This window comes from Microbispora sp. NBRC 16548 (assembly GCF_030268985.1).
GTDB classification, from domain to species: Bacteria; Actinomycetota; Actinomycetes; order Streptosporangiales; family Streptosporangiaceae; genus Microbispora; species Microbispora catharanthi.
Genome location: NZ_BSSF01000004.1, coordinates 308,818 through 329,923, shown reverse-complemented (window position 1 = coordinate 329,923; position 21,106 = coordinate 308,818). Strand labels below are relative to the sequence as shown.

Here is a 21,106-nt window from a genome sequence, read left to right as displayed (position 1 = left end):
ATCGAAGAGGAGGTCGTCATGCCCCGTCCCCCCGCCCTGCCGGCCGACGACAAGCTCGCCATCGTGCTGGCGGTCCTGTCCGGGAAGCACACGGTCGCCGAGGCCGCCCGGCGGGCCGAGGTGTCCGAGCAGTCCATTCTCAACTGGCGCAAGCAGTTCATCGAGGGCGGCCGCAGCGGCCTGGAAGGGGCCCTGGCCAACCGCGCCTCCGAACGCGAGGCGGATCTCGCGGCCGAGGTCAAACGGCTCAAGACGGTCCTCGGCGAGGTCTACCTGGAGCTCAACACCTGGCGGAAGATCGGCCACGTCCGCCGGGTCCCTACCCGGACCTCGAGGTGATCCGGCTCGACCTGCGGGTCTCCATCTCGAGGTTCTGCGCCATCCTCGGCATCCCCCGCCGCACCTACACCCGCTGGCGGCGGCCGACCGACGTCCCCGACATCACAAGGCAGGCACCGTGACCATCATGCTTCCGACCCCCACCAAGGCCGCCGAGGACAGCGCGACGGCCATCGCGGTCAGCGACCTCCGCATGCGGTACGGCGACCGCGACGTGCTGCGCGGCGTCGATCTCACCGTACGGCGCGGCGAGGTCTTCGCCCTGCTGGGTCCGAACGGAGCCGGCAAGAGCACCACCATCGAGATCCTGGAGGGGTTCCGGCGCCGCTCCGGGGGCGAGGTGAGCGTCCTCGGAGTGGACCCCGACAGGGCCGGCCCCGCCTGGCGCGGCGAGCTGGGCATAATCCTGCAGTCCTGGCGCGACCACCCCCGATGGCGGGTGCGCGAGCTGCTCGAACACTTCGCGACCTACTACGACCACCCGCGCGACGTGGACGAGCTGCTGGAGCGGCTGGGCCTCGGCGAGCAGGCCGGCCAGGAATGCCAGAAGCTGTCCGGCGGCCAGCGCCGCCGCGTGGACGTGGCTCTGGGCATCATCGGCAATCCCCGGCTGCTCTTCCTCGACGAGCCCACCACGGGATTCGACCCCGTCGCCCGCCGTGAGTTCCACGACCTGGTCGAGCAACTCCGCGACGAGGGCATGACCATGGTGCTCACCACCCACGACCTGCACGAGGCCGAGCGCCTGGCCGACCGCATCGCCGTACTGATCGCCGGCCGGGTGGCCGCCTGCGGCACCGCCGCCGAGCTGGCGGTGAGCGCCAGGGCGCAGGCGGAGGTCGTCTGGACCGACGACGGCCAGACCCGCAGGCAGATCACCCCCGACCCGTCCCAGCTCGTGTGGGACCTGCAACAGCGGCTCGGCGGGCCGATCCCCGGGCTGGAGGTCCACCGCCCCACGCTCGAGGACATCTACATCCGCATGATCCGTGAAGGAGAGACCCAGTGACCATCAGCCGTGCCTTCGCCTGCGGTCTCGGCCGCGGCCGACGGGAGATCTCGCATCTGCTGCGCACCCCGCGCGAGGTTGTCTCCCAGCTCAGCACGCCTTTCGCCTTCGTCGTCCTGGCGATGGTCAACAACGACGCGATCCCCGGCAGCGCCCTGCCGATGGCCGACGTCTTCATCGCGGGCGGCGTGGCGGCGGTGGTGGTGCAGACCTGCCTGATCGCGCTGCCGCAGATGCTGGCCACCGAGCGGGAGGAGGGCACCCTGCTGCGGCAGCGCACGGCGCCCGAGGGCATGACCGCCTACCTGGTCGGCAAGACGTGCCTGCTGCTCGCGCAGGCGCTGATCGGCATCGCGCTCGTGCTGGCCGGCGGCGCGGTGTTCGCCGGCTCCGGCCTCCCGGCCGGCCTCGGGGACTGGCTGACCCTGCTGTGGGTGCTGCCGCTCGGGCTGCTCGCGATGGCGCCGATCGGGGCGGCGCTTGGGGCCGTGCTGCCCAACGCCCGGGAGGCGCTGGCGTGGTCCATGATGCCGGTCCTCGGCGTGATGGCCATCTCCGGGATCTTCTTCTCCATCACCTCGTTGCCCGAGGCGGTGCAGACGATCTCCCAGCTGTTCCCGCCCAAGTGGATCGCCCAGGGCGTGCGCTCCGCCCTGCTTCCCGACTCCGCGCTGGCCGCCGAGACCGGGCACAGCTGGCAGCACCTGCAGACCCTGGGCGTCACCGCCGCCTGGGCCGTGGCGGGCTTCGCCCTCGCTCCCCGCGTGCTGCGGCGGATGACCCGCCGCGAGTCCGGCAGCCGCCTGGCCGAGCGCCGCGCGGCCGCACCCGCCTGACCCCGCCCCTTGAGGAGGTTCCCCCGATGTCCGCTGAGGCGTCTGTCCGATCGTTGAAACCGACCTCCGTCGTCTATCCCCTGCAGCCGCACACCGTGACGGCGATGGTCCCGTACGGCCGGCTCGTACGGGACCGGGGCGGCCGTCTGTGGACCGGCCAGTCCCTGCGCATCGACACCCACCAGTTGCTGGTGTCGCTGGTCGAACGCGTGCCGGGCCTCGCGGTCGGCACCGGCGTCACGCTGACGCCGCTGCGCCACCCCTTCGAGGCCGCGATCCACGCCCGGTCCGTGGCCGCGATCTCCGGCGCGCCCGTCGTGGCCGGCTTCGGACCCGGCGCCCCGGAGTTCCAGGCCGCCGTGATGCGCGAGCCGTACCGGAGCCCGCTGACCGCCATGCACGAGTACGTCACCATCGTGCGCCGCCTGCTCGACGGCGAGATGGTCGAGCACGACGGGGAGTACCACACGCTGCACGGCGGCGCCCTGTACCCGATCGACACGGCGCCGATCGAGGTCGGCCTGGGGGTGCTGCGCCCGCGGATGGCCGAGCTCGCCGGCCGGGTCGCCGACGTCGCCATCACCTGGATGACGCCGTCGTCCTACATCCGCGAGCAGATCGTCCCGGCGATCGAGGCCGGTGCCAAAGACCAGGGGCGCACTCCGCCCCGGATCGCCACCGTCGTCCACGTCGCGGTGGCCCGGCCCGGCCGCGACCTGCTGGGGACCGTCCGCGCCGGCGCCGGAGCGCATCTGAGCGGCCGGCACTACACCGACATGCTGCGCCGCGCGGGCCTGGACGCGGACGTGACCGATCCGGACAGGGGCGCCGCGGCGCTGCTGGACAGCGGCACGTTCGTGACGGGCAGCCCGGAGCAGATCGTCGAGGGGCTGCAACGCTACCGCGACTGCGGCGTCGACGAGGTCGTGCTCAACCCCGCGGGGGTGCTGGTCACCGAGGGTCCGCAGGCCGCGCTCCGTGACGTGCTGGAGATCCTTGACGCCGAGGCCGGCCGTGACTGAGCCGGACGACGCCCTCACCCCGCGCCCGCCCGACTTCGGGGCGCGCAGGCTGCTCTACATCGGCACCGGATCCCTCGGCGTGGCCTTCATGCCGTACTGGCTCAACTGGGTGCAGGCGGCCTACCCGGCGACGCGGGTCCGCCCGGTCATCACCCGGGCGGCCGAGCGGTTCGTCGCGCGGGGTGCGATAGCCGCCCTGTCGGGCCGGGAGGTGGAGCTCGACGTGTGGCCCGACCACGCCGAGCCGGGCGCGCCCCACGTCGAGCTCGCCCAGTGGGCGGACGCGGTCGTCGTCCACCCCGCGAGCATGCACTTCGTCTCCCGGCTGGCCCTGGGCATCGCCGACACCCCCGTGCTCCTCGCGTTGCAGTGCACGAAGGCGCCGATCGCGGTCGCGCCGGCCCTGCCGCCCGGGGCCGTCACGTCGGTCCCCTACCGCCGCCACCGCGACGCGCTCGGCGAGCGCCGCAACATCGTGGTGGTGCCGCCGATGGCCGGGTACAGCGTCACGACCGGCGGCCCGGACGCGGCGGTGGCCATGCCCCTGCCCGCGGTGGTCGCGGCGCTCGAACGGCTCCGCACGACGCTCGCCCCCGTACGCGAGGAGGCGTACGACGCGCCGCGCCGCGAGCCGGTGGGGCGGGCGACGTGACCCCGCAGCTGGTCAGCCGCTTCGGGACGGGGTTCCTGCGCACCGAGATCTACCGGCACGGCGACGCGCACCTGTGGGTCCGCCGCCCCGGCCCGCAGCGCGGCCGGCCCTTTCACCCCGTGTCACCCCGGGTGAGTAAGGCGGTCGCGGCGGTGCCCACCGGTCCGGTCGTCTGGCGGCTCCCGGAGGAGAGCGGGGAGATCCGCCGCTACCGGGCGCCGGGGGAGACGTCAGCGGCCAACCTCGCCCTCGGGACGAGTGGCGACCCCGAGTGGGAACGGCTCCGGCGGGTGCTGTGCAACACCGGCAGGGCCCTGCGCGCCGTCCACATCGGGGTGTCCGGGGAGTTGGCGGCCGAGCCGCCGCCGGGACCGTCCCGCCTCGCCCGGTGGCTCAGGTCGGGACGGGGTCCCGGGGGCGCGGGCAGATTCCACGAGACGGCCCGCCTGCGGCTCGGCTCCCGGCGCTGGGAACGCGCGCTGAGCTGGTGTGAGCCGCATCCGGGCGCCACGCGGTTCCTGCACGGCGCGCCGAGCCTCGGCTGCATCGTCGTCGGCCCGGTCACCGGGAACGCGGCCCTGCTTGCCGGTGAGGAGCTGGCGCGCGGACCGGCCGAGTCCGACGTCGGCTGGCTGCTGGGCGAGCTCCTGGAACTGCGCCTGATCGGCGAGACCGTGCCCGGGCTGAAGAGGCTGTCCGAGCAGGCCGGCGCGGCGTCGGCCGCGCTCCTGTGCGGATACGACGCTCCGCTCGACGCCGGGCTCCTCGGCCGTGTCGCCGCCGTGCGCGTGTTCACCCACGCGCACGACTTCGCCGCCTACGTCGGCTGGGCGGACGAACTCACGACCTACGCCGACCACCTCGTCCGGCTCATCGACGAACAGGGCGGACCGGCCGTTCCGGCCGACCACCGCCAACTTTTGGAAAGCGGACCCGGAGACAATTAATTTTATTTTCTCCGCAGAAGTGCCGGTCACCGGCCGAAAGCTCACAACAAATGGCTCTCACGACCCCTCCCGGCCATGCTGCAATATTCCTGTCCGGCAGAAAACAGCCAAGAGCCGGAAGCCCACTTCTGAAGGAGAGAAAAATGAGCGACACCGAGCTGCTGATCAACGGTTACGCCGCCTACACCGACGCCGAGGAGTTCGGCGTGAGCGTGTCGGCCGAGGCGCCCGGCACGACGCCGGCCACCGTCACCACCGTCTCCTCGGTCGAGTGCGTGATGTTCTCCATCGGCTTCGCCAGCGCCACGTTCGCCGGCGGCTGCTGATCGCTCCCCTTCCGGTCCCGGGCGCTCGCGCCCGGGACCGGGGGATCGCCTCCGACTCCCGCCCCGCCGCATCCACTGAAGGGAACCCGGGACACCGTGATGACACGCCAACCTCCCCCCGCTCACGTACGGCGCCTGCGCCTCGGCGCCGACCTGGTCAGCGGCAACGGCCTGGCCGTCGCCCTGGCCGTACTCCTCGCACTCGCCTCGACCGCGGCCACGCTCTCGGTCCCGCTCCTGGTCAAGGAGCTCGTCGAGGCCCTGACCGGGCACGCACCGATCGGTGGCCTGCTGGCGGCGACCTCGGCCGTCTCCATCGGCGGCGCGTTCGCCGGCGCCGCTTCGGCGTACGGCCTGACCCGCCTCGGCGAACGGCTGGTGCTCGGGCTGCGCTCCGAGGCGATGGAGCACGCGCTGCGGCTGCCCATGCGCACGGTCGGCGAGCAGGGGCCGGGCAACCTCGTCGCCCGGATCACCTCCGACGCCGTGCTGCTGCGCTCCGTCGTCGACGTCGGCGTGGTGCAGCTTCCGGTCGCGGGCATCACGGTCCTGTTCAGCCTGGTCGTGATGGCGCTGATCGACTGGGTCATGGTGCTCATCACGATCGCGTCCTTCGCGGTCGCCGCGGTCGCCATCGGGGTCGTCATGGTCCGCAGCCGGCGCGGCTTCGTGCAGGTCCAGGAGGCGACCGGGCAGCTGGCCCAGCGTTTCACCACCGCTCTCACCTCGCTCCCGACGATCAAGGCGTACTGCGCCGAGGCGGCCACCGCCGCGTCGCTCGCCGAGGACGCGGGGGCGTTGACCCGCAAGACGCTGTCGGCGGCCCGTCTGCAGTCACTGGTGATGCCGGTGCTCGGGCTGGGGCAGGAGATCGCCCTGGTCAGCATCGTCATCGCGGGCGGCGCCCGGATGGGCGCCGGTGCTCTGTCCATGTCCGGTTTCGTGGCGTTCCTGCTGTATCTGCTCCAGCTGATCGGGCCGGTCACCACGGTCGTGACCGGGATGAGCCGGCTGCAGGTCGGCCTGGCCGCCCGGTCCCGCTTCGAGGACCTGCTGAACATCCCCCAGGAGCGCGACGACGAAGTGGTCGCGCCGCCCTTCTCCCCGGCCCACGCCCCGGCCGTCGAGTTCGCCGACGTCGGCTTCGCGTACGACGGCCATCCGGCCCTGAACGGGGTCACCTTCTCCGCGCCGTCCCGCGGCGTGACCGCGCTGGTCGGCCATTCCGGGGCGGGCAAGTCGACAGTGCTCGGGCTCGTCGAACGGTTCAACCACGCCGACAGGGGCGCCGTCCGCGTCCTCGGCAGCCCGATCGAGGACTGGCCGCTGCGCCGGCTGCGCGGCAACCTGGCCTACGTGGACCAGAGCTTCACCCTCGTCGAAGGCAGCGTCCGCGACAACCTGCTGCTCGGCGCGGCCTCCCCCGCCGACGACGAGATCATCATGGCGACCCTGGAATCGGTCGACCTACGGCAGGTCGTGCTCGATCTGCCGGACGGGCTGGACACGGTCATCGGCCGCGGCGTCGACCTGTCCGGCGGGCAACGCCAGCGGCTCGCCCTGGCACGCGCTCTGCTGAGCGACGCCGCGGTCATCCTGCTGGACGAACCCACCTCGCAACTCGACGGCGTCAACGAGCTGCGGCTCCGCGACGTCATCGACCGCCTCGCCCGCGAGCGCGCGGTGGTCGTCGTCGCCCATCGCCTGTCCACGATCCAGCAGGCCGATCAGGTCGTCGTCATGGACGGCGGCACAGTGGTGGACGCGGGGGCCCACTCCGACCTCATGTCCCGGTGCGAGCACTACCGTCAGCTCGTGCACAGCCAGCAGTGGCACGATCTCCAGCCGGTGGGCGCGACGGTGTAGGACCGTGGTCGCGACCCGTCCCCTCAATGTGGAGGCAATTCATGCAACCTCTCGTCAGCGGGTTGGTGCTCATCGTGATCGTCGCGGTCATCGCCGATCTGGAGCGCCGCCGGCGACGCCGCCGCGGCCCCCGTCGCTGACCGCTTTTCCCGCGGCCGGCCACCCGCCGCCGGACGCGCCGAAGTGAAACAGGGCGCGGCCCCTCACGGGGCCGCGCCCTGTTTCTGTTTTCTCCACCAATCTTTCTCTCCCCGCCGCGGGGAGAGTTATTTTTTTATGCCGGGCGGCGGCCCAGGTGAACGCATCCGGGAACGAAAGCAACGATAACTTTTCTCCAGTCGGTCCTGCTACAAATGAATCAGCGCGAAAACGCGCCGACGGATTCAAATCCACAGGAGGAGAAATGAACAACCTCGCCGACGAGCTCATCTCCGGCTACACCGCCTACACCAGCGCCGAGGAGGTCGGGGTCTCCACGGCGGCCGACGCCCCCGCCACCACGCCGACCATCCTGTCCTTCATCGGCGCCTCGTCGCTGGCCTGCGGCGCGACCATCGGGTCCATCGTCACCGGCACCGTCAAGATCGGCTGCTGAGGACGCTCCTCACGGGTGCCCGCCTTGCGGCGGGCACCCCGGTCCCCCCGGCGCCCGCCCGGGCCCGAACGCCCCGGGCCCCCAGAACCGTCCACCCGCCCGACCTCTATGGGAGAAGCGCGAGTGTCCGCAACCCCGCTCCACCGCCTGACTCTTTCCAACGGCCTGCGCGTGATCCTTCAGCCCATCCCCGATCTTCCGACCGTGGGTGTGAGCGTGCACTACAACGTGGGGTTCCGCTCGGAACCGGCCGACCGCACCGGATTCGCGCACCTTTTCGAGCACCTGATGTTCCAGGGCAGCCGAAACGTCCGTAAGCTCGAGCACTTCCGCCGGATCCAGGCGGCCGGCGGCTCGGCGAACGGCTCGACCCACCAGGACTACACCGACTACTACCAGGTGGTGCCGTCCTCGGCGCTGGAGCTGGTCCTCTACCTCGAGGCCGACCGGATGCTCGGCCCCGACACCACCGCGGAGAACCTCCTGACCCAGGTCGACGTGGTCAAGGAGGAGATCCGGCTCAACGTCACCAACCGGCCGTACGGCGGCTACCCCTGGACGGTACTGCCGGGCGTGCTGTTCAGCTCGTACGCCAACGCGCACAACGGTTACGGCGACTTCGAGGACCTCGAATCGGCGACGCTCGCCGAGTGCGAGGCGTTCTTCGACACCTACTACGGCCCCGGCAACGCCGTGCTGACGATCGCCGGCGGGTTCGAGCCGCAAACCGCGGCCGAGATGGTGGAGCGCTGGTTCGGCGACGTTCCGGCCCGGCCGGCGCCACCGCGGCCCACGCTGGCCGAGCCCCCTCTCACACGGGAGCGCTGGGGCGAACACCACGACGCCCACGCGCCGCTTCCCGCGCTGGCGGCCGGCCACCGGCTCCCGGATCCCGCCGCGGCCCGGCGCGACTACCTGGCGCACATGGTGCTGAGCTCGATCCTGACCGGCAGCGACAACGGCAGGCTCACCCGCCGGATGGTCCACCGGGACCAGCTCGTCGTGGACGTGCGCACCGGATGCGGACTCTTCGGCGCGTTCGAAGCCCGTGATCCCGACGTGTTCCTGATGGTCGCCACACACTCCCCCGCGACCCGGCCGGAGCAGATCCTGGGCGCGCTGGACGAGGAGCTGGACGACCTGGCCCGCCGGGGTCCGCAGGAGGCCGAGCTGGCCCAGGCCACGGCTCGTATGTCCGCCGGCACCTACCGGACGTACGACGGGCTGGCCGCCAGGACCCGCGCCCTGGGCGCGTTCGAGGTGCTGCACGGCGCCGCGGAGCTCGTGGACGAGTTGCCCGCGCTGCTGACCGCCGTGAACGCCGAGCAGGTCGGGCGCGCGGCCGGAGCGCTGCTCCGCGACGCCCGTGCCGTCCTGCCCCTGGTCCCCGCCGGGTCCCGTGCGAACGCCGCCTGATCCCCAAGGAGAACTCCCATGGTCACCGCCACCGCCACGCGGCCCGCACCGGCCCGCCTCCTGCCTGCTTTCGGCCCGGAGCGGCCGTTTCGGATGCCGGAGACGGTCGACGCGGTCCTGTCCAACGGACTGCGCGTCCTCGCCGTACGCTCGCCTTCGGTGCCCCTGGTGGAGGTGCGCGTACGCCTTCCCCTCCCCGCGCCCGAGCCCGGCCTGAACGCCGCGGCCCAGATCCTGTGCTCGCTTCTGCTCCGCCGTACGGCGGGCCGCACCCCGGAGGCGATCGACGACGCAATGGGCAGGGCGGGGGCGAGCCTGCACTGCGCCACCGACGAACGCTGGCTGGGCGTCTACGGGTCCACCACCGCCGCCGGGCTGCACATGGTGCTGGACGTGCTCATGGAGGCGTTGGTCAGCCCCTCCCACGATGACGCCGACCTCGCTGTCGCCCGGCGGAGACTCGTCGAGAAGATCAGGGTGACCCGGGCCCAGCCGCGCGTCCTCGCCCGCGAGGCGCTGCGCGTCCACCGGCACGGCGCCCTGCCGGCGCTGCGGCTCACCCCGGACGAGCGTGCGGTGTCCGGGATCACGGCAGAGCAGGTGCTGGCACTGCACCGGCAGGTGCTCCGGCCCCGGGGCGCGCTGCTGGTGCTGGTCGGCGACATCGATCCGCATGCCGTGGTGCACCATCTGGAGGCGGTCACCCGTGGTTGGCGTTCGTCCGGGACCGCGGTCCGGTCGTCCTACCGGCCGCCGCTGATCGGAAGCGGCATCGCGCTGGTCGACCGGCCCGGCGCCGTTCAGTCGCAGGTCGTCCTGGCCGCGCCGGCGCCGCCGCGTACCGACCCCCGCTTCGCCGCGTTGAACGTGGCCACGATGGTGGTGGGCGGCTACTTCTCCTCCCGCCTCGTCAGCAGGCTGCGGGAGGAAGAGGGTCTCGCCTATCGCGTGGACGCGGGTCTCGACGACGTGTTCGACGACTCGTCCGTGGTCATCGACGTCGACACCGCCACGGATGCCACCGCGAGGGCGGTGCGGCTGATCCGCTCCGAACTCGACGACCTGACCGGCGGCGGTGCGTCGGAGGAGGAGATCGAGTCGGCCCGGCGGTACCTGCTCGGCATGACGGCCGTCGGCCTGGGGTCACAGTCCGCACTGGCCACCGCGCTTTCCAACGCCGTGGGCTTCGGCCACGAGCCGCACTGGCTGGTCTCCCAGCCGGAGGAACTGCGCCGGCTGCGCCACACCGAGGTGCGCGCCGCCATCGAGGAGTTCTACGCCCCCTCGCGCTTCACCGGTGTGATCACGGGCGACGCCGCCCGTCTCGCGGACATCCTCACACCCGCCGACCTGACCTGGTAGCGCGGGGCTACCAGACCGGGGCGGTTCACCAAGGAAACGGCCCCTCCTCCCGGAACGTCAGCGGCTCCTGCACCGGAGCCGAACCGGGAGGAGGGGCCTTCTCACTGCCCGGCGGAGATCCCGATCAGCCGGCCCGGCAGCGCCCGCCCGGGCACAGGCGCACCGCCCGGGCACAGGAGCGCCGCCCAGGCACAGGGCGCGACCCGGGACGACGACACCATCGGACGACCGCGTCACGGACACGGAAAACGGCGCCGTCGTGCTCGGATCGAGCACGACACCGCTCGCGACTAGTGGTTGCCGGCCTTGCGCATCATGGCCTCCACCGCGTCCTTCGCGGTGACGAGGGAGGCACCCGTGACCTTCCGGTAGATCCTGATGGCCTCGATGCTCTTACCGCGCTGCAGGGCCGCGTGAAATTCGGGTGGCAGCACCGACCCGCCGTCGCCGGCGATTGCCGGGTCGATGCCCAGATACAGCTGGAGGAACGCGACCTGATTTTCGAGTTGGGCTACTCTCTGCTCAATGGAATCCATATTCCGATCATATCCTCGACAATCACGAAAGGCAATGGAGTAATTTATTGCAGAAAACAGAAAAGCGCGCGTGCGGCCCGGAGCCAAAGGCTCGGACCGCACGCGCGCGAGGGGCCGGCGAAGCGTGGCGCCGACCGCCGTCAGCAGCCGTAGTACCAGGTGGCGACCGTGAGGCTCACCGCGGAGGCGCAGACGGCCGTCGAGATTGTCGGGGTGGTCGCCGGGGCCTCGCCCTCGACCGGAGCGCCGATCTCCTCCGCGTCGGTGTAGGCGGTGTATCCGGCGATCAGCTGCTCGGTGGTGTCCATGGCTCCTCCGGAAGACTATTGTGCGGGTCCGTTTCGAGCGGGCCGACCGGATCGGCTCGCAATTAAGAGTTAAGCACATGCGGGCGAGGCAAGAAATTCCATTGTTTGCCGCCGGGACGGACCCGGGACGACGAATGGAAAGATGTCCGCAGGTCACCGGGACGGACCCGTGCACACCCGGGCGACAATAAAAAACAAATGCGCCGGCGAATCGCGACGGAAAGTCGCGCCGCATGCTAGCTCTGATGTGTGACGGATATTGTTCGGTCGGCGCTGCGCACGCTGCGCACGACACGAGGGGTGTCCCGGCGGGAACTCGCCGAGGCCCTGGGAGTGCACTGGCAGACGATCGGCTACATCGAACGCGGGGAACGCCTGCCGAGCCTGGCCCTGGCCAGGCGGATGGCGAAGATCTTCGGCGTTCCGGTCGAGGAGCTGTTCTCCCTCGCGGCCGAACCGGTTCCCTCCGGGACGCGGCGCGGCCGACCGGCCGCCGGGGGCGTACGAGAGGCGTGAGCCCGCAACCGCCGCGCCCTCCCCGGAGGACTACAGCGAGGCGTCGCCGGGGCCGGAGGCGGTCGCCTCAGGCGTTCTGTTCGTCTCACTGCGCGCCTGCTGGGGCAGGAAGATCCGGGACAGGCGCGGAGCGGGGTCCGGCGCCGCCCGGGGGAGAGAGATGGTGAAGGTGGCTCCGGCTCCCGGCCGCCCGTCGACGTCGATCGTGCCGCCGTGCGCGTCCATCACCTCGCTCACGAGAGCCAGGCCGATGCCGAGACCTCCGGTGTGGGGCGCGCCGACATGTCTGGCGAGCAGGCGCTCGCCGTCACGCGGGTCCAGCCCCACGCCGTCGTCCCGCACACTGAGCCGAACCGTCTCCGGACCCGAACACACGGTCACCCAGATGTGGCCGCCCGCCGAGGTGTGGCGGAGCGCGTTGTCGAGGAGCGCCGAGATCACCCGGCGCAGCGCGGACGGCGCTCCGCACACCACATGGTCACCCGGACTTCGCCGCAGGTCGATCGTCACCCCGCGCTGCCCGGCGCGGGCCGCCTCGGCGTCGGCCGACTCCTCCGCCAACGCGGCCAGGTCCGCGGGCCCGAACGGCCGGCGGCGCTGCCTGAGCTGGGTCGACAGCAACAGGTCCTCGATCACCTCGCCCAGTTGCCCGATGCCGGTGACCAGCCGGTCGACGTCGCCCACGACGACAAGAGGATCGGGGTCCCGGCGCAGGCGCCGGGCGGCGAGCTGCGCGCGGACGTGCAGACGGGTCAGCGGGCTGCGCAGTTCGTGGCTGACGTCGGCGGTGAACCGGCGCTGCCGGTCGAGGGCCTCGCCCAGCGGCGCGATCGCCCGGCGGGCGAGGACCTGGCCGATCAGCAACGCCGCCAGCAGGGCCGCGGCCTCGGCCGCGCAGAGCGTGCGCAGCAGCCGCTGCCGCTCGGTGACGGGGTAGTACATGTCCCTCACCGCCTGCAGGGGCACGTCGCCGCGCCGCTGCGTACGGACCAGGTAGGTATGGCCGCCGACCTCCGCGACGTCGACCCGGGTGCGGCCGTCGGCGGCGACCCGGTCGAGCGTCTCGCGCACCGGCAGGCTCTCCGGCGCCCCCGGGGAGCTCCGCACGGTGTTCGCCCGGAGTTCGAACAGCCATACGCAGGGCGGCGGGTGGTCCATCGGGGCCGACATCGCGGCCACTGCCAGGTCGCGCCGGGCGGTGGCATCCTGCTCGCCGACCACGACGCAGTAGACCAGCGTGCCCAGGAGGGCGATCGCCAGCGAGAACACGGCCGCCACCTGCGCGGTGATCCGGCGGCGAGTCCGGATCAGCAGGCGCCGCTCCGGGTCGAAGGACCGTCTGGCCGTCACAGCTCGCCCAGGCGGTACCCCACGCCCCGCACGGTACGGACGACGCCGGGCCCCAGCTTGTTGCGCAGGTAGTAGACGTAGGTGTCCACGATCGACTCGGTCCTGGCGCCGTCGAAGATCCGCTGCCGCAGCGAGGTGCGCGTGTGCACCTGCCGGGGACGGGCCGCCAGCGCGTGCAGCAGCCGGCACTCCTGGCCGGACAGCGTCACCTGCTCGCCGGACGGCAGCCGTACGGTGCTGGACGCGGAGTCGAGCCAGCCGGCGCCGAGCGGCAGCAGCGCGGCCTGTTCCAGATTTCTGCGATGCAGGGCGCGCACCCTGGCCAGCAGTTCGTCGATCTCGAACGGCTTGACCAGGTAGTCCTCGGCGCCCGCGTCGAGTCCGGTGACCCGGTCGGCGAGGGCGCCGAAGGCGGTGAGCATCAGCACCGGCACGGTGACCGCCTGCCGGCGCAGCCGCCGCAGCAGATCGAGCCCGTCGACCACGGGCAGCCCGCGATCGATGATCATCGCGTCGTAGCCGCGGCTCAGCGCCAGATGCAGGCCCCGCTGGCCCTCCAGCGCCAGGTCGACCGTGTATCCCTGGTCGCCGAACACCTCGACCAGCATGTCTCCCAGCTCGCGGTCGTCCTCCACGAGCAGCAGGCGCAAGGAGCGCGGTTCGGATGTCCCCGATATCCGTGCCACCGGACAACCGTGGCACCGCAATCGGGAAATTTCCAGAGTTCGGAATGCCGCCCCCGGGAACCTCCCCCCATGTTCTGCGAATGTCCGAACTCACCCATGAAATTAGATGAAACCGGTTTCTCCCGCCGCCGCACCCACCGGGGCCGCACTCCCCGCTCTTCCCGCGTCGGCCGGCTCGTGGCGCTCGGGCAGCGCCAGTTTGTACAGCGGCAGGGCTGCCGCGGTGGTGAGCACGGCCACGAGGACGAGCATCGCGAAGAGCTCCTGCGTGATCATGCCCTGCGCCAGGCCGATGTTGATGAAGATGAGGATCATCAGTCCGCGGGCGTTCATCATCGCGCCCATGGCCCAGGATTCGCGCCAGCCGAATCCCAGCGCCCGCGTCGCCAGCGAGCAGCCGAAGTACTTCCCGGAGAAGGCCAGGATCAGGATCAGCGCGAACGCCAGGAGCGCGAAACCCCCGGCGATGCCGCCGAGATGGGTGTTCAACCCCGAGAACGCGAAGAAGACGGGCAGCAGCAGGGTCGATACGACATCCATCATCCGGCCGTGCAGAGCGGCGCGGAACGCCGGCTCGCGCGGCATGGCCAGCCCGGCGACGAAGCCGCCGAACACCGAATAGACGCCGATCGCGTCGGTGAACCACCCCGCCGCGAGCGGCACCAGCACGATCACGTACACGGCGCCGGTGCCGAGGTGCCCGGTACGCGCGACGCGGCGGCCCAGGGGGCGCAGCAGCGGAGCCACCACCCCGAGCATCACCGCCGCGAACACCGCCGCCAGGGCAATGGTGCGCAGCGTGTCACCGGGACCGCCGCCCAGGTGCACCGCCGACAGCGCCGCGAGCAGGCACCAGGCCACGGCGTCGTCGATAGAGGCGGCCAGCAGGGCGATCCGGCCGACGCGGGTGTTCTGCAGCCCGCGCTCGTAAAGGATCCTGGCGAGCATGGGGAACGCGGTCAGCGACAGCGCTCCCCCGAGGAACAGGGCGAACTCCAGCCGGCCGACGTCCGGGCGGGAGAGCCGCTCCCACAGGACGAGCCCGGCGGCGCCGCCGAGGACCAGCGGGGAGATGATCCCCGACGCGGCCAGCACGCTCGCCTTGCGCAGCTCGCCCGGCGCCCGGGCGTCGTGGTCCATCCCGGCTCCGACCAGGAACATGTACAACGTCAGGCCGAGGGTGCTGAGCACGTACAGGACCGGCCTGACCTGGGCGGGGAACAGGGCCGCCTGGGCATCGGGGAACACCGCGCCGAGCAGCGTCGGCCCGAGCAGGACGCCGGCGACCATCTCGCCGACGACGCGCGGCTGCATCACCAGAGTGGCCAGACGGCCGCACAGCGCCGCGGCCAGCAGGATGACGGCCAGGGCCGGCAGCACTCTGAGGGCCAGTTCGAGGTTGGGATCGGCGGCGGGCGCCTCTGTGAGGAGAAGGGCGGGGAGAAGGGCCGGAACGGGCATGGCTTGCGCCTCCGCTCGTGGTCGGGACCTGAGATCGGCTGGTGGTCTACGTGCTTGCGGAACGGGCGTCGCCGGAGAAGTGGCGCTCGCACAGCCGCAGCCGGCGCGCGTCCCAGACCATGTACGTGCCGAGGACGAGCTGCACCAGGCTGCGCCAGACGTCCTCCCAGCCGTCCCTGAGCCGCATGAACAGCAGCGTCAGGCGGCGTCCCCGCCCGCGCCGCGCGTTCAGCGGGGTGAGGAGGCACGGTCCCCGGTTGGGCAGCGACCGGGTGTGCGCGGCGGTGGAGACGAGCTCGTACGAACGCAGGACCTCCCGCACCGCGACCCACATGGCGAGCGGCGCGAGCCGCCACGCCGGGCAGGGCCGGTTCGCCGGCATGCCAAACGGGATGTGGTTGAGCTCCCTGACCGGGGCGTGCCCGGGGGCGAAGCGTCCGGGATCGAAGCGCTCGGGATCGGGGAAGCCCGCGCGGTGGAAGGCGGGGTAGTCGAAGCACAGCACCGAGCCGGCCGGGATGACGACGCCCTCGGCCACCGGGATGTCGCCCGTGGTGACGCGGTGGGCGATGCCGAAGAGCGGGTAGAGCCGCAGCGTCTCCGCGATCACCTGGTCGAGGAAGCGGTCGTCTCCGGCACGCGCCCTGTCCTGTACGTCCGGGTGCCGGGCGAGAGCCATCAGCACATGGGCCGTGGCCTCCGACATCTGCACGACCGCGGTGTTGAAGAAGGCGCCCTGGAGATACAGCGCCTGCTCCCGGGCCGTCAGGCCCGCCGGGAGCTCGTGCCCCGCGTCCTCTCGCACCCTGGGCAGCGACTCGACGAGGTAGGCGGTCAGCCGGTCGCGCCGGTCCATGTGCCGCAGGCCGCAGCACTTGAGCGCGGTCACGACGTCGTCCGCGTTGCCGACGATGAGGTCGCGGGCGTGCGGCGGGCAGGGCTCGCGGAAGACGAGCTCGTAGGAGAACTCGGCCCAGGCCGGCATCATCAGGTCGCGCAGCCGGACCACCCCGCGCCTGCCCTCCAGCGTCCGGCCGACGCACCGGCGGGTGAGCTCCTCCACCTCCCCCCGCGGCTGGGACAGGATGCGGCGGGTGGCCAGGGCGACGGCGTCGTACCGCTCCCCCGCCTCCAGGTGCTCCTGGTGCATCTCGGGCCCCGGCGACAGCCAGTACCAGAACAGGTCGGACAGGACGGCGCCCTTGCTCCGGCCGGAGGCCGCCGGGTGGGAGTAGACCTCCCTGAACCGGTCCACCCCGACCAGGTCACCCGGCACGGCGATGCTCTCCTCGCCGTTGATCCTCGTGAACACCCACCCGCGCAGCACGACGACGCGCCCGGGGAGCCACCGGGGCAGGCTGATCACGACGATGGCCCCAGCCACCCACAGCGCCACCCACACCGCCGTCAGCATCGGCGCACCAGCCCCGGCTCCAGGTCGTGCGGCGAGGCGAGGCCGCACAGGGTGAGCGCCTGCTCGACTTCGTCCCGCAGCAGCCCGAGCACGCGGGCCACGCCGCACTCACCGCCCGCCGCCAGGCCCCAGATCACCGGACGGCCGACCGCGACGGCGGACGCGCCCAGCGCCATCGCCTTGACCACGTCGGTGCCGCGCCGGATCCCTCCGTCCATCAGCACCGGTACGGCCCCGCCGACGGCGGCCACGATCTCCGGCAGCAGATCGACGGTGGCCGGAACGGTGTCGAGCTGCCGTCCGCCGTGGTTGGAGACGTACAGCGCCGACACGCCGTGGTCCAGGGCGAGGCGCGCGTCGGCGGGATGCGTGACGCCCTTGAGCACGATCGGCAGCCGCGTCATCCGCCTCAGCAGGTCGACGTGCTCCCAGGAGATCGCGGGCGACATGACGATCGGCCGCACCGACTCGGGGTCGCCGTCGCGCAGGTTCTCGCAGCGCATGCCCCCGGGGAGGTCCTCGAAGCCGTTGCGCACGTCCTGGTCCCGGCGACCCCGGGCGGGGGAGTCGACGGTGACGACCAGCGCCGCGCAGCCGGCCTTCTCGGCACGCCGGACGATCGCCTCGGTGAAGGCCATGTCCGGCTGGACGTAGAGCTGGAACCACAGGGTGGCGCCCGGCGCCGCGGCCGCGACGTCCTCGACGGCGACCGTGGCGGCCATGCTCACGATCATGATGGTCTCCGCGGCGGCCGCCGCGCGGGCCGTGGCCTTCTCCCCTTCCGGGTCGGCGAGCCGGTGGAACGCGGTCGGCGCCACCAGCACCGGCATCGCCGCGCGGCTGCCCAGCAGGGTGACCCCGATCCGCGGGCTCCCCGCGCCGCGCAGGACCCGCGGCAGCAGCGCGAGCCGGGCGAACGCCGCCTCGTTGGCCTTCACCGTGACCTCGTCGCCGGCCCCGCCCGCGAAGTAGTCGTAGTGGGCGGGGTCCAGCCGGTCGCGAGCCGCCGCCTCGAAGTCCCGGATGGCCGGCAGCACGGCCGTCACACCGAGACCGGGAGGCTCTGGCGCTGGAAGAAGTCCCGGAGCGGGCGCAGGTGCACCTCTTCCGAGGTCCAGTCGTTCTCCAGGTTCTCGGTGACGTGGTGGACGGCCTCCACCACGTCACCCCGATAGCGGCGTACGACCGGGTGGAGGTAGTGGCCCTCGTGCGCACGCTCCGCGTCGCTCTGCCTGATCCGCCCCACCGCGATGTCGAAGGGGTCGACCTGGTCGTGGTGCGGGCCGTACTCCAGGGTGATCGCGAAGTGGCCCCCGTCGCCGATCGGCGGGCCCTGCAGGTCGAGCGGCAGCTCCTCCAGGTAGCGCATGCCGCCGCGCCCGTCCGGGACGATCATGTCGGCCAGCACCCCGAACTGCTGCCACAGCGCCGAGCTGCGGTTGACCCGTTCGAGCACGGCCGCCGCGAGCGCGTCCGGATCGGCGGGGAGGTCGCGGCCCGGCCAGGGGACCCCGTGATGCCTGTTCTCCAGCATGCGGTGCAGGGCGCGCACGCCATAGCGGAAACCGTGGATGAACCCGTTGGTGCCGCGCTTGAAGTCGAGCGACTGGGTGATCGTCCCGGCGCAGTGGAGATCGGGCACGTTGACCGACTCGTAGGCCGGGGTCAGCGCGGGGAACCTGTCCCCGATCGTCAGCTCGGGACGGCACTCGGGCGAGAAGACGGAGGCGTCGAACCGGAACCCGGTGCAGACGATCACCCGGTCGTACGGGATGTCCTTGGTCACCTCGTCGGCCCGGACGAAGGCCACCGTCACCAGATAGGAGCCGTCGGCCCGGCGCTCGATGCGCCTGATGTCGCCGTCCAGCACGGCGTTCTGCAACTTGAGCTGATAGGTGTCGAGGAAGTTGTTGTTGGCCGCGCGCAGGTGCCCGACGAAGTGGGTCCGCCAGGCCAGGCGCACCGAGTGCGGTCCGGCCACGTGGACGACCGCGGCCGTCTCGAGGAGGTTGTCGGCGGTCTCGAAGGCCGAGTTGGCCTTGCCGATGACGAGCACCCGCATGTCCGTGTAGTCCGCGGGGTCGGTCGAGTGGGTGCTGTACTGCTCGGCGGTCTCGATGCCGGGGATGGGCGGGACGTTGGGCCGGGAGACCCCCGTCGCGACGATCACCCGCCGTGCCCGGTACGTCCGGCCGTACTCGTCGGTCACCAAGAACGGGCCTTCGGCGTCCGGGCGCGCGACCTCGGCAACGCGCGCGTCGTACGTGACGTGCAGGCCCTGAGAGGCGACGAAGTCCTCCAGGTAGCGGACGAAGTCCTCGGCGGCGGGGAAGTAACGGTCGCTGTAGCGGGTGAACAGGAGACGGGGGTCGTCCGACAGCAGCGAGTTCCAGTCCATCCGGAGGTTGAGCTCCGGGTCGTCCCACCCGGTGTGCTTCTTGTTGATGGAGATGAGCTTCCGATGGCGGGGGAAGGTCCGGAAGAACGCCCCGGGCTCGGGCGCCGCCTCGAGAATCCGGTAGCCGCGCCCCGCCCGGTGCAGGAAGTGACCCATCTGCAGGCCCGCCGGTCCGGCGCCGACCACCAGGTAGTCCAGGATGTTGTCCGGCACTGACGCCTCCCTCACTGGGGTGGTTGAAGTTTCACCAGTGTTGGCGGGCGATTCTCAGAGATGGATCAGAGCGCCGACGACAGATGCCGTTCCACCAGGGCACGCTTGTCCGGTTTGCCGCTCGGCGCGACCGGCACGGAGGACACCGTCGTGATCGTCCGGGGGACGCTGTCCGCGCCGAGCTCGGTGCGCACCAGCTCCGCCAGGGCGGCGTGGTCCGGGGTGCGGCCCGGAGCGGGGACGACGAACGCGTGGACGGCCTCCCCGGTCCGCTCGTCCGGCGCGCCGGTCACGTACGCCTCGGCCACGTCGGGATGGCCGGCCAGCGCCCGCTCGATGGGACCGGCGTAGACGACGATCGCGTTCACGATGATCACGTCCCTGGTCCGGCCGGCCAGGTACAGCAGGCCGGTCTCGTCGAGGTGCCCGAGATCGCGGGTGCGCAGCCAGCCGTCCCGCAGCACGTCGCGGGTCTCCTCCGGCTGATCCCAGTAGCCCGCCATCAGGAAGGGACTGCGCACGTGGATCTCACCGGTGTGTCCCGTGGCGACCGGGCGGCCCTCCTCGTCGCGCACACTGATCTCGACGCTGGGATGCGGGCGGCCGACCGAGGCGGGCGCATCGCGGCCCTCGCCGGGAGTGAGCATGGAGATGACGCCGGCCTCGGTCGCGCCGTACCCGACGTAGACGACGGGGCCCAGCCGGTCCGCCGCCTCCAGCAGCCGATGCGGGCTGACGGGCGATCCGGAGACCGTCAGCGCGCGCAGGCTGCCCAGGTCGACCGGCTCCTCGCGGAGCAGGTCGAGCATCTGATACAGCCGGGGCACGGTCACGATCGCGCCGGTGATCCGGTGCCGCTCGATCGCGTACGGGAACAGCGGCCGGCCGTCCTCGTCGGGGATCACCGCGGTGCCGCCGCCGAGCAGGCACGGCGCCAGGAAGTCCAGCACCACCAGGCTGGACAGGGTGCCGAACAGCATGTAGCGGTGGAAGGACTCGTCGAAGCCGGGCGCGATCGACGACCAGCCGAGATGGCCGGACCAGTGCGCGGCCAGAGTCCGATAGGTGAGCACGCAGCCCTTCGGCCGGCCCGTGCTGCCGCTCGTGAAGGTCAGCAGGGCCGTGTCGTCCGGGCGCGCCGCGACGGCGGGGAAGCGGTCGTCGCCGGGATGGGCCAGGAGGTCGGCCGCCCCGGCCGGACCGGCTGCCCGGGCTGCCCCGGCTGCCTCGGGGGCGGGCCCCAGCGACAGCACCGTGGCGGACCCGGCGGCGTGGAGCAGTTCCGGTGTCGCCGTCGACCGGTCGAGGACCACGGCGTCGACTCCCACGCCGAGCACATCGGCGAGCTGACGGGGCGTGTACCCGGGCCGTACGCTCACGACGCGGCAGCCCAGCACGTGCGCGGCCATCTGGGCGGCGAACCCTTCCGGGGACAGCCCGGTGCGGACGGCGACGCCCTTGCCTGGGCCGAGACCCGCGTCGCGCATCGCGGCGGCGATGCGCCCGATGAGTTCCAGCACCTCGCCTCGGGAGACGATCCTCCCGCCCTGTTCGAAGGCGGGAGTGCCGGGAGAGCCTCGCAGCGCCTCCAGCAGCAGGTGCGGGAACCCGCCGTCGGCGTGCCCGGACGGCCCGTCGGGGTCCGATGGCACTGTGTAGGGCTCCGTGCAGGGCTCTGTGCGTTCGTGGTGCGTGGCGCGGGTGACGGGATCGTGCATGTCCGGCTCCTTCGTCTCGCGAGGCACCCGCCCGCAGCGACGACACGACCGGCTGCGGCGCGGGCGCCGGTGTCCCCCCGGCTGTCGCGACGGTAGACGGCACAGATCAGAGCCGGATCAGAGCCGGATCAGAGCG

Annotated in this window: 22 protein-coding genes; 13 read left to right on the top strand and 9 right to left on the bottom strand. The window is 72.1% G+C overall.

The features are described from left to right. The first annotated feature begins 18 nt into the window (after positions 1-18). The 12 genes from QSK36_RS12690 to QSK36_RS12635 all read left to right on the top strand — a co-directional run bounded on the left by QSK36_RS12690 (position 19) and on the right by QSK36_RS12635 (position 10,370). Positions 19-339: a helix-turn-helix domain-containing protein gene (locus QSK36_RS12690; protein WP_076436118.1), complete on the top strand. Its 321-nt coding sequence runs from the start codon at positions 19-21 to the stop codon at positions 337-339. After that, the gene (locus QSK36_RS12685) at positions 336-461 is read left to right on the top strand and encodes a hypothetical protein (RefSeq protein ID WP_285782521.1); all 126 of its coding nucleotides are present in this window, start codon (positions 336-338) and stop codon (positions 459-461) included. The genes QSK36_RS12690 and QSK36_RS12685 overlap by 4 nt, the downstream gene beginning before the upstream one ends. Before the next feature lie 5 nt (positions 462-466). Then, a complete protein-coding gene (locus QSK36_RS12680) occupies positions 467-1,348 on the top strand; it encodes an ABC transporter ATP-binding protein (protein ID WP_285782520.1) in 882 nt (293 codons plus the stop codon). Next, complete coding sequence (locus QSK36_RS12675; RefSeq protein ID WP_285782519.1) at positions 1,345-2,184, top strand: ABC transporter permease; 840 nt, start codon at positions 1,345-1,347, stop codon at positions 2,182-2,184. The genes QSK36_RS12680 and QSK36_RS12675 overlap by 4 nt, the downstream gene beginning before the upstream one ends. 53 nt (positions 2,185-2,237) lie before the next feature. After that, positions 2,238-3,206, top strand: coding sequence for an LLM class flavin-dependent oxidoreductase (locus QSK36_RS12670; RefSeq protein ID WP_285782518.1), 969 nt, complete (start codon positions 2,238-2,240; stop codon positions 3,204-3,206). Beyond that, positions 3,199-3,858 carry a flavoprotein gene (locus QSK36_RS12665; RefSeq protein WP_285782517.1) on the top strand — a complete coding sequence of 220 codons (660 nt, stop codon included), beginning with the start codon at positions 3,199-3,201 and terminating at the stop codon, positions 3,856-3,858. The genes QSK36_RS12670 and QSK36_RS12665 overlap by 8 nt, the downstream gene beginning before the upstream one ends. Continuing rightward, the gene (locus QSK36_RS12660; protein WP_285782516.1) at positions 3,855-4,805 is read left to right on the top strand and encodes a hypothetical protein; all 951 of its coding nucleotides are present in this window, start codon (positions 3,855-3,857) and stop codon (positions 4,803-4,805) included. The genes QSK36_RS12665 and QSK36_RS12660 overlap by 4 nt, the downstream gene beginning before the upstream one ends. A gap of 143 nt (positions 4,806-4,948) precedes the next feature. Then, a complete protein-coding gene (locus QSK36_RS12655) occupies positions 4,949-5,131 on the top strand; it encodes an LxmA leader domain family RiPP (RefSeq protein ID WP_183537727.1) in 183 nt (60 codons plus the stop codon). Positions 5,132-5,230: 99 nt separating this feature from the next. Continuing rightward, entirely contained in the window at positions 5,231-6,997 is a 1,767-nt protein-coding gene (locus QSK36_RS12650; RefSeq protein WP_285782515.1) for an ABC transporter ATP-binding protein, read from the top strand. A 403-nt stretch (positions 6,998-7,400) separates the two neighbouring features. Beyond that, positions 7,401-7,592, top strand: coding sequence for an LxmA leader domain family RiPP (locus QSK36_RS12645; protein WP_183537729.1), 192 nt, complete (start codon positions 7,401-7,403; stop codon positions 7,590-7,592). Between the two features lie 123 nt (positions 7,593-7,715). Then, complete coding sequence (locus tag QSK36_RS12640; RefSeq protein WP_285782514.1) at positions 7,716-9,008, top strand: M16 family metallopeptidase; 1,293 nt, start codon at positions 7,716-7,718, stop codon at positions 9,006-9,008. 18 nt (positions 9,009-9,026) lie between these two features. Continuing rightward, positions 9,027-10,370 carry a M16 family metallopeptidase gene (locus QSK36_RS12635; protein WP_285782513.1) on the top strand — a complete coding sequence of 448 codons (1,344 nt, stop codon included), beginning with the start codon at positions 9,027-9,029 and terminating at the stop codon, positions 10,368-10,370. A 290-nt stretch (positions 10,371-10,660) separates the two neighbouring features. Here the strand turns inward: QSK36_RS12635 and QSK36_RS12630 are convergent, their stop codons facing one another. Together QSK36_RS12630 and QSK36_RS12625 are read right to left on the bottom strand one after the other, a co-directional pair. Then, positions 10,661-10,906, bottom strand: a complete 246-nt coding sequence (locus QSK36_RS12630) for a hypothetical protein (RefSeq protein ID WP_183537732.1) — start codon at positions 10,904-10,906, stop codon at positions 10,661-10,663. Between the two features lie 140 nt (positions 10,907-11,046). Continuing rightward, positions 11,047-11,214 carry an LxmA leader domain family RiPP gene (locus QSK36_RS12625; protein WP_183537733.1) on the bottom strand — a complete coding sequence of 56 codons (168 nt, stop codon included), beginning with the start codon at positions 11,212-11,214 and terminating at the stop codon, positions 11,047-11,049. Between the two features lie 249 nt (positions 11,215-11,463). Here QSK36_RS12625 and QSK36_RS12620 point away from each other — a divergent pair, with 249 nt between their 5' ends. Further along, positions 11,464-11,730, top strand: a complete 267-nt coding sequence (locus tag QSK36_RS12620) for a helix-turn-helix transcriptional regulator (protein WP_285782512.1) — start codon at positions 11,464-11,466, stop codon at positions 11,728-11,730. A gap of 30 nt (positions 11,731-11,760) precedes the next feature. Here QSK36_RS12620 and QSK36_RS12615 read toward each other — a convergent pair whose 3' ends face one another. The 7 genes from QSK36_RS12615 to QSK36_RS12585 all read right to left on the bottom strand — a co-directional run bounded on the left by QSK36_RS12615 (position 11,761) and on the right by QSK36_RS12585 (position 20,970). Beyond that, the gene (locus QSK36_RS12615; protein ID WP_285782511.1) at positions 11,761-13,080 is read right to left on the bottom strand and encodes a sensor histidine kinase; all 1,320 of its coding nucleotides are present in this window, start codon (positions 13,078-13,080) and stop codon (positions 11,761-11,763) included. Next, positions 13,077-13,766 carry a response regulator transcription factor gene (locus QSK36_RS12610; protein ID WP_221263837.1) on the bottom strand — a complete coding sequence of 230 codons (690 nt, stop codon included), beginning with the start codon at positions 13,764-13,766 and terminating at the stop codon, positions 13,077-13,079. The genes QSK36_RS12615 and QSK36_RS12610 overlap by 4 nt, the downstream gene beginning before the upstream one ends. A 102-nt stretch (positions 13,767-13,868) precedes the next feature. Further along, positions 13,869-15,227: a cation:proton antiporter domain-containing protein gene (locus tag QSK36_RS12605; RefSeq protein WP_285782510.1), complete on the bottom strand. Its 1,359-nt coding sequence runs from the start codon at positions 15,225-15,227 to the stop codon at positions 13,869-13,871. Positions 15,228-15,273: 46 nt separating this feature from the next. Beyond that, a complete protein-coding gene (locus tag QSK36_RS12600) occupies positions 15,274-16,641 on the bottom strand; it encodes a cytochrome P450 (RefSeq protein WP_285782509.1) in 1,368 nt (455 codons plus the stop codon). After that, positions 16,635-17,687 carry an alpha-hydroxy acid oxidase gene (locus QSK36_RS12595; RefSeq protein WP_221263838.1) on the bottom strand — a complete coding sequence of 351 codons (1,053 nt, stop codon included), beginning with the start codon at positions 17,685-17,687 and terminating at the stop codon, positions 16,635-16,637. Before QSK36_RS12595 ends, QSK36_RS12600 begins: the two co-directional genes overlap by 7 nt. Beyond that, complete coding sequence (locus QSK36_RS12590; protein ID WP_285782508.1) at positions 17,684-19,252, bottom strand: NAD(P)-binding domain-containing protein; 1,569 nt, start codon at positions 19,250-19,252, stop codon at positions 17,684-17,686. The genes QSK36_RS12595 and QSK36_RS12590 overlap by 4 nt, the downstream gene beginning before the upstream one ends. Positions 19,253-19,317: 65 nt before the next feature. Next, positions 19,318-20,970 (bottom strand): class I adenylate-forming enzyme family protein, encoded by a 1,653-nt coding sequence (locus QSK36_RS12585; protein WP_285782507.1) that lies wholly within the window; start codon positions 20,968-20,970, stop codon positions 19,318-19,320. Positions 20,971-21,106: the final 136 nt, after the last annotated feature.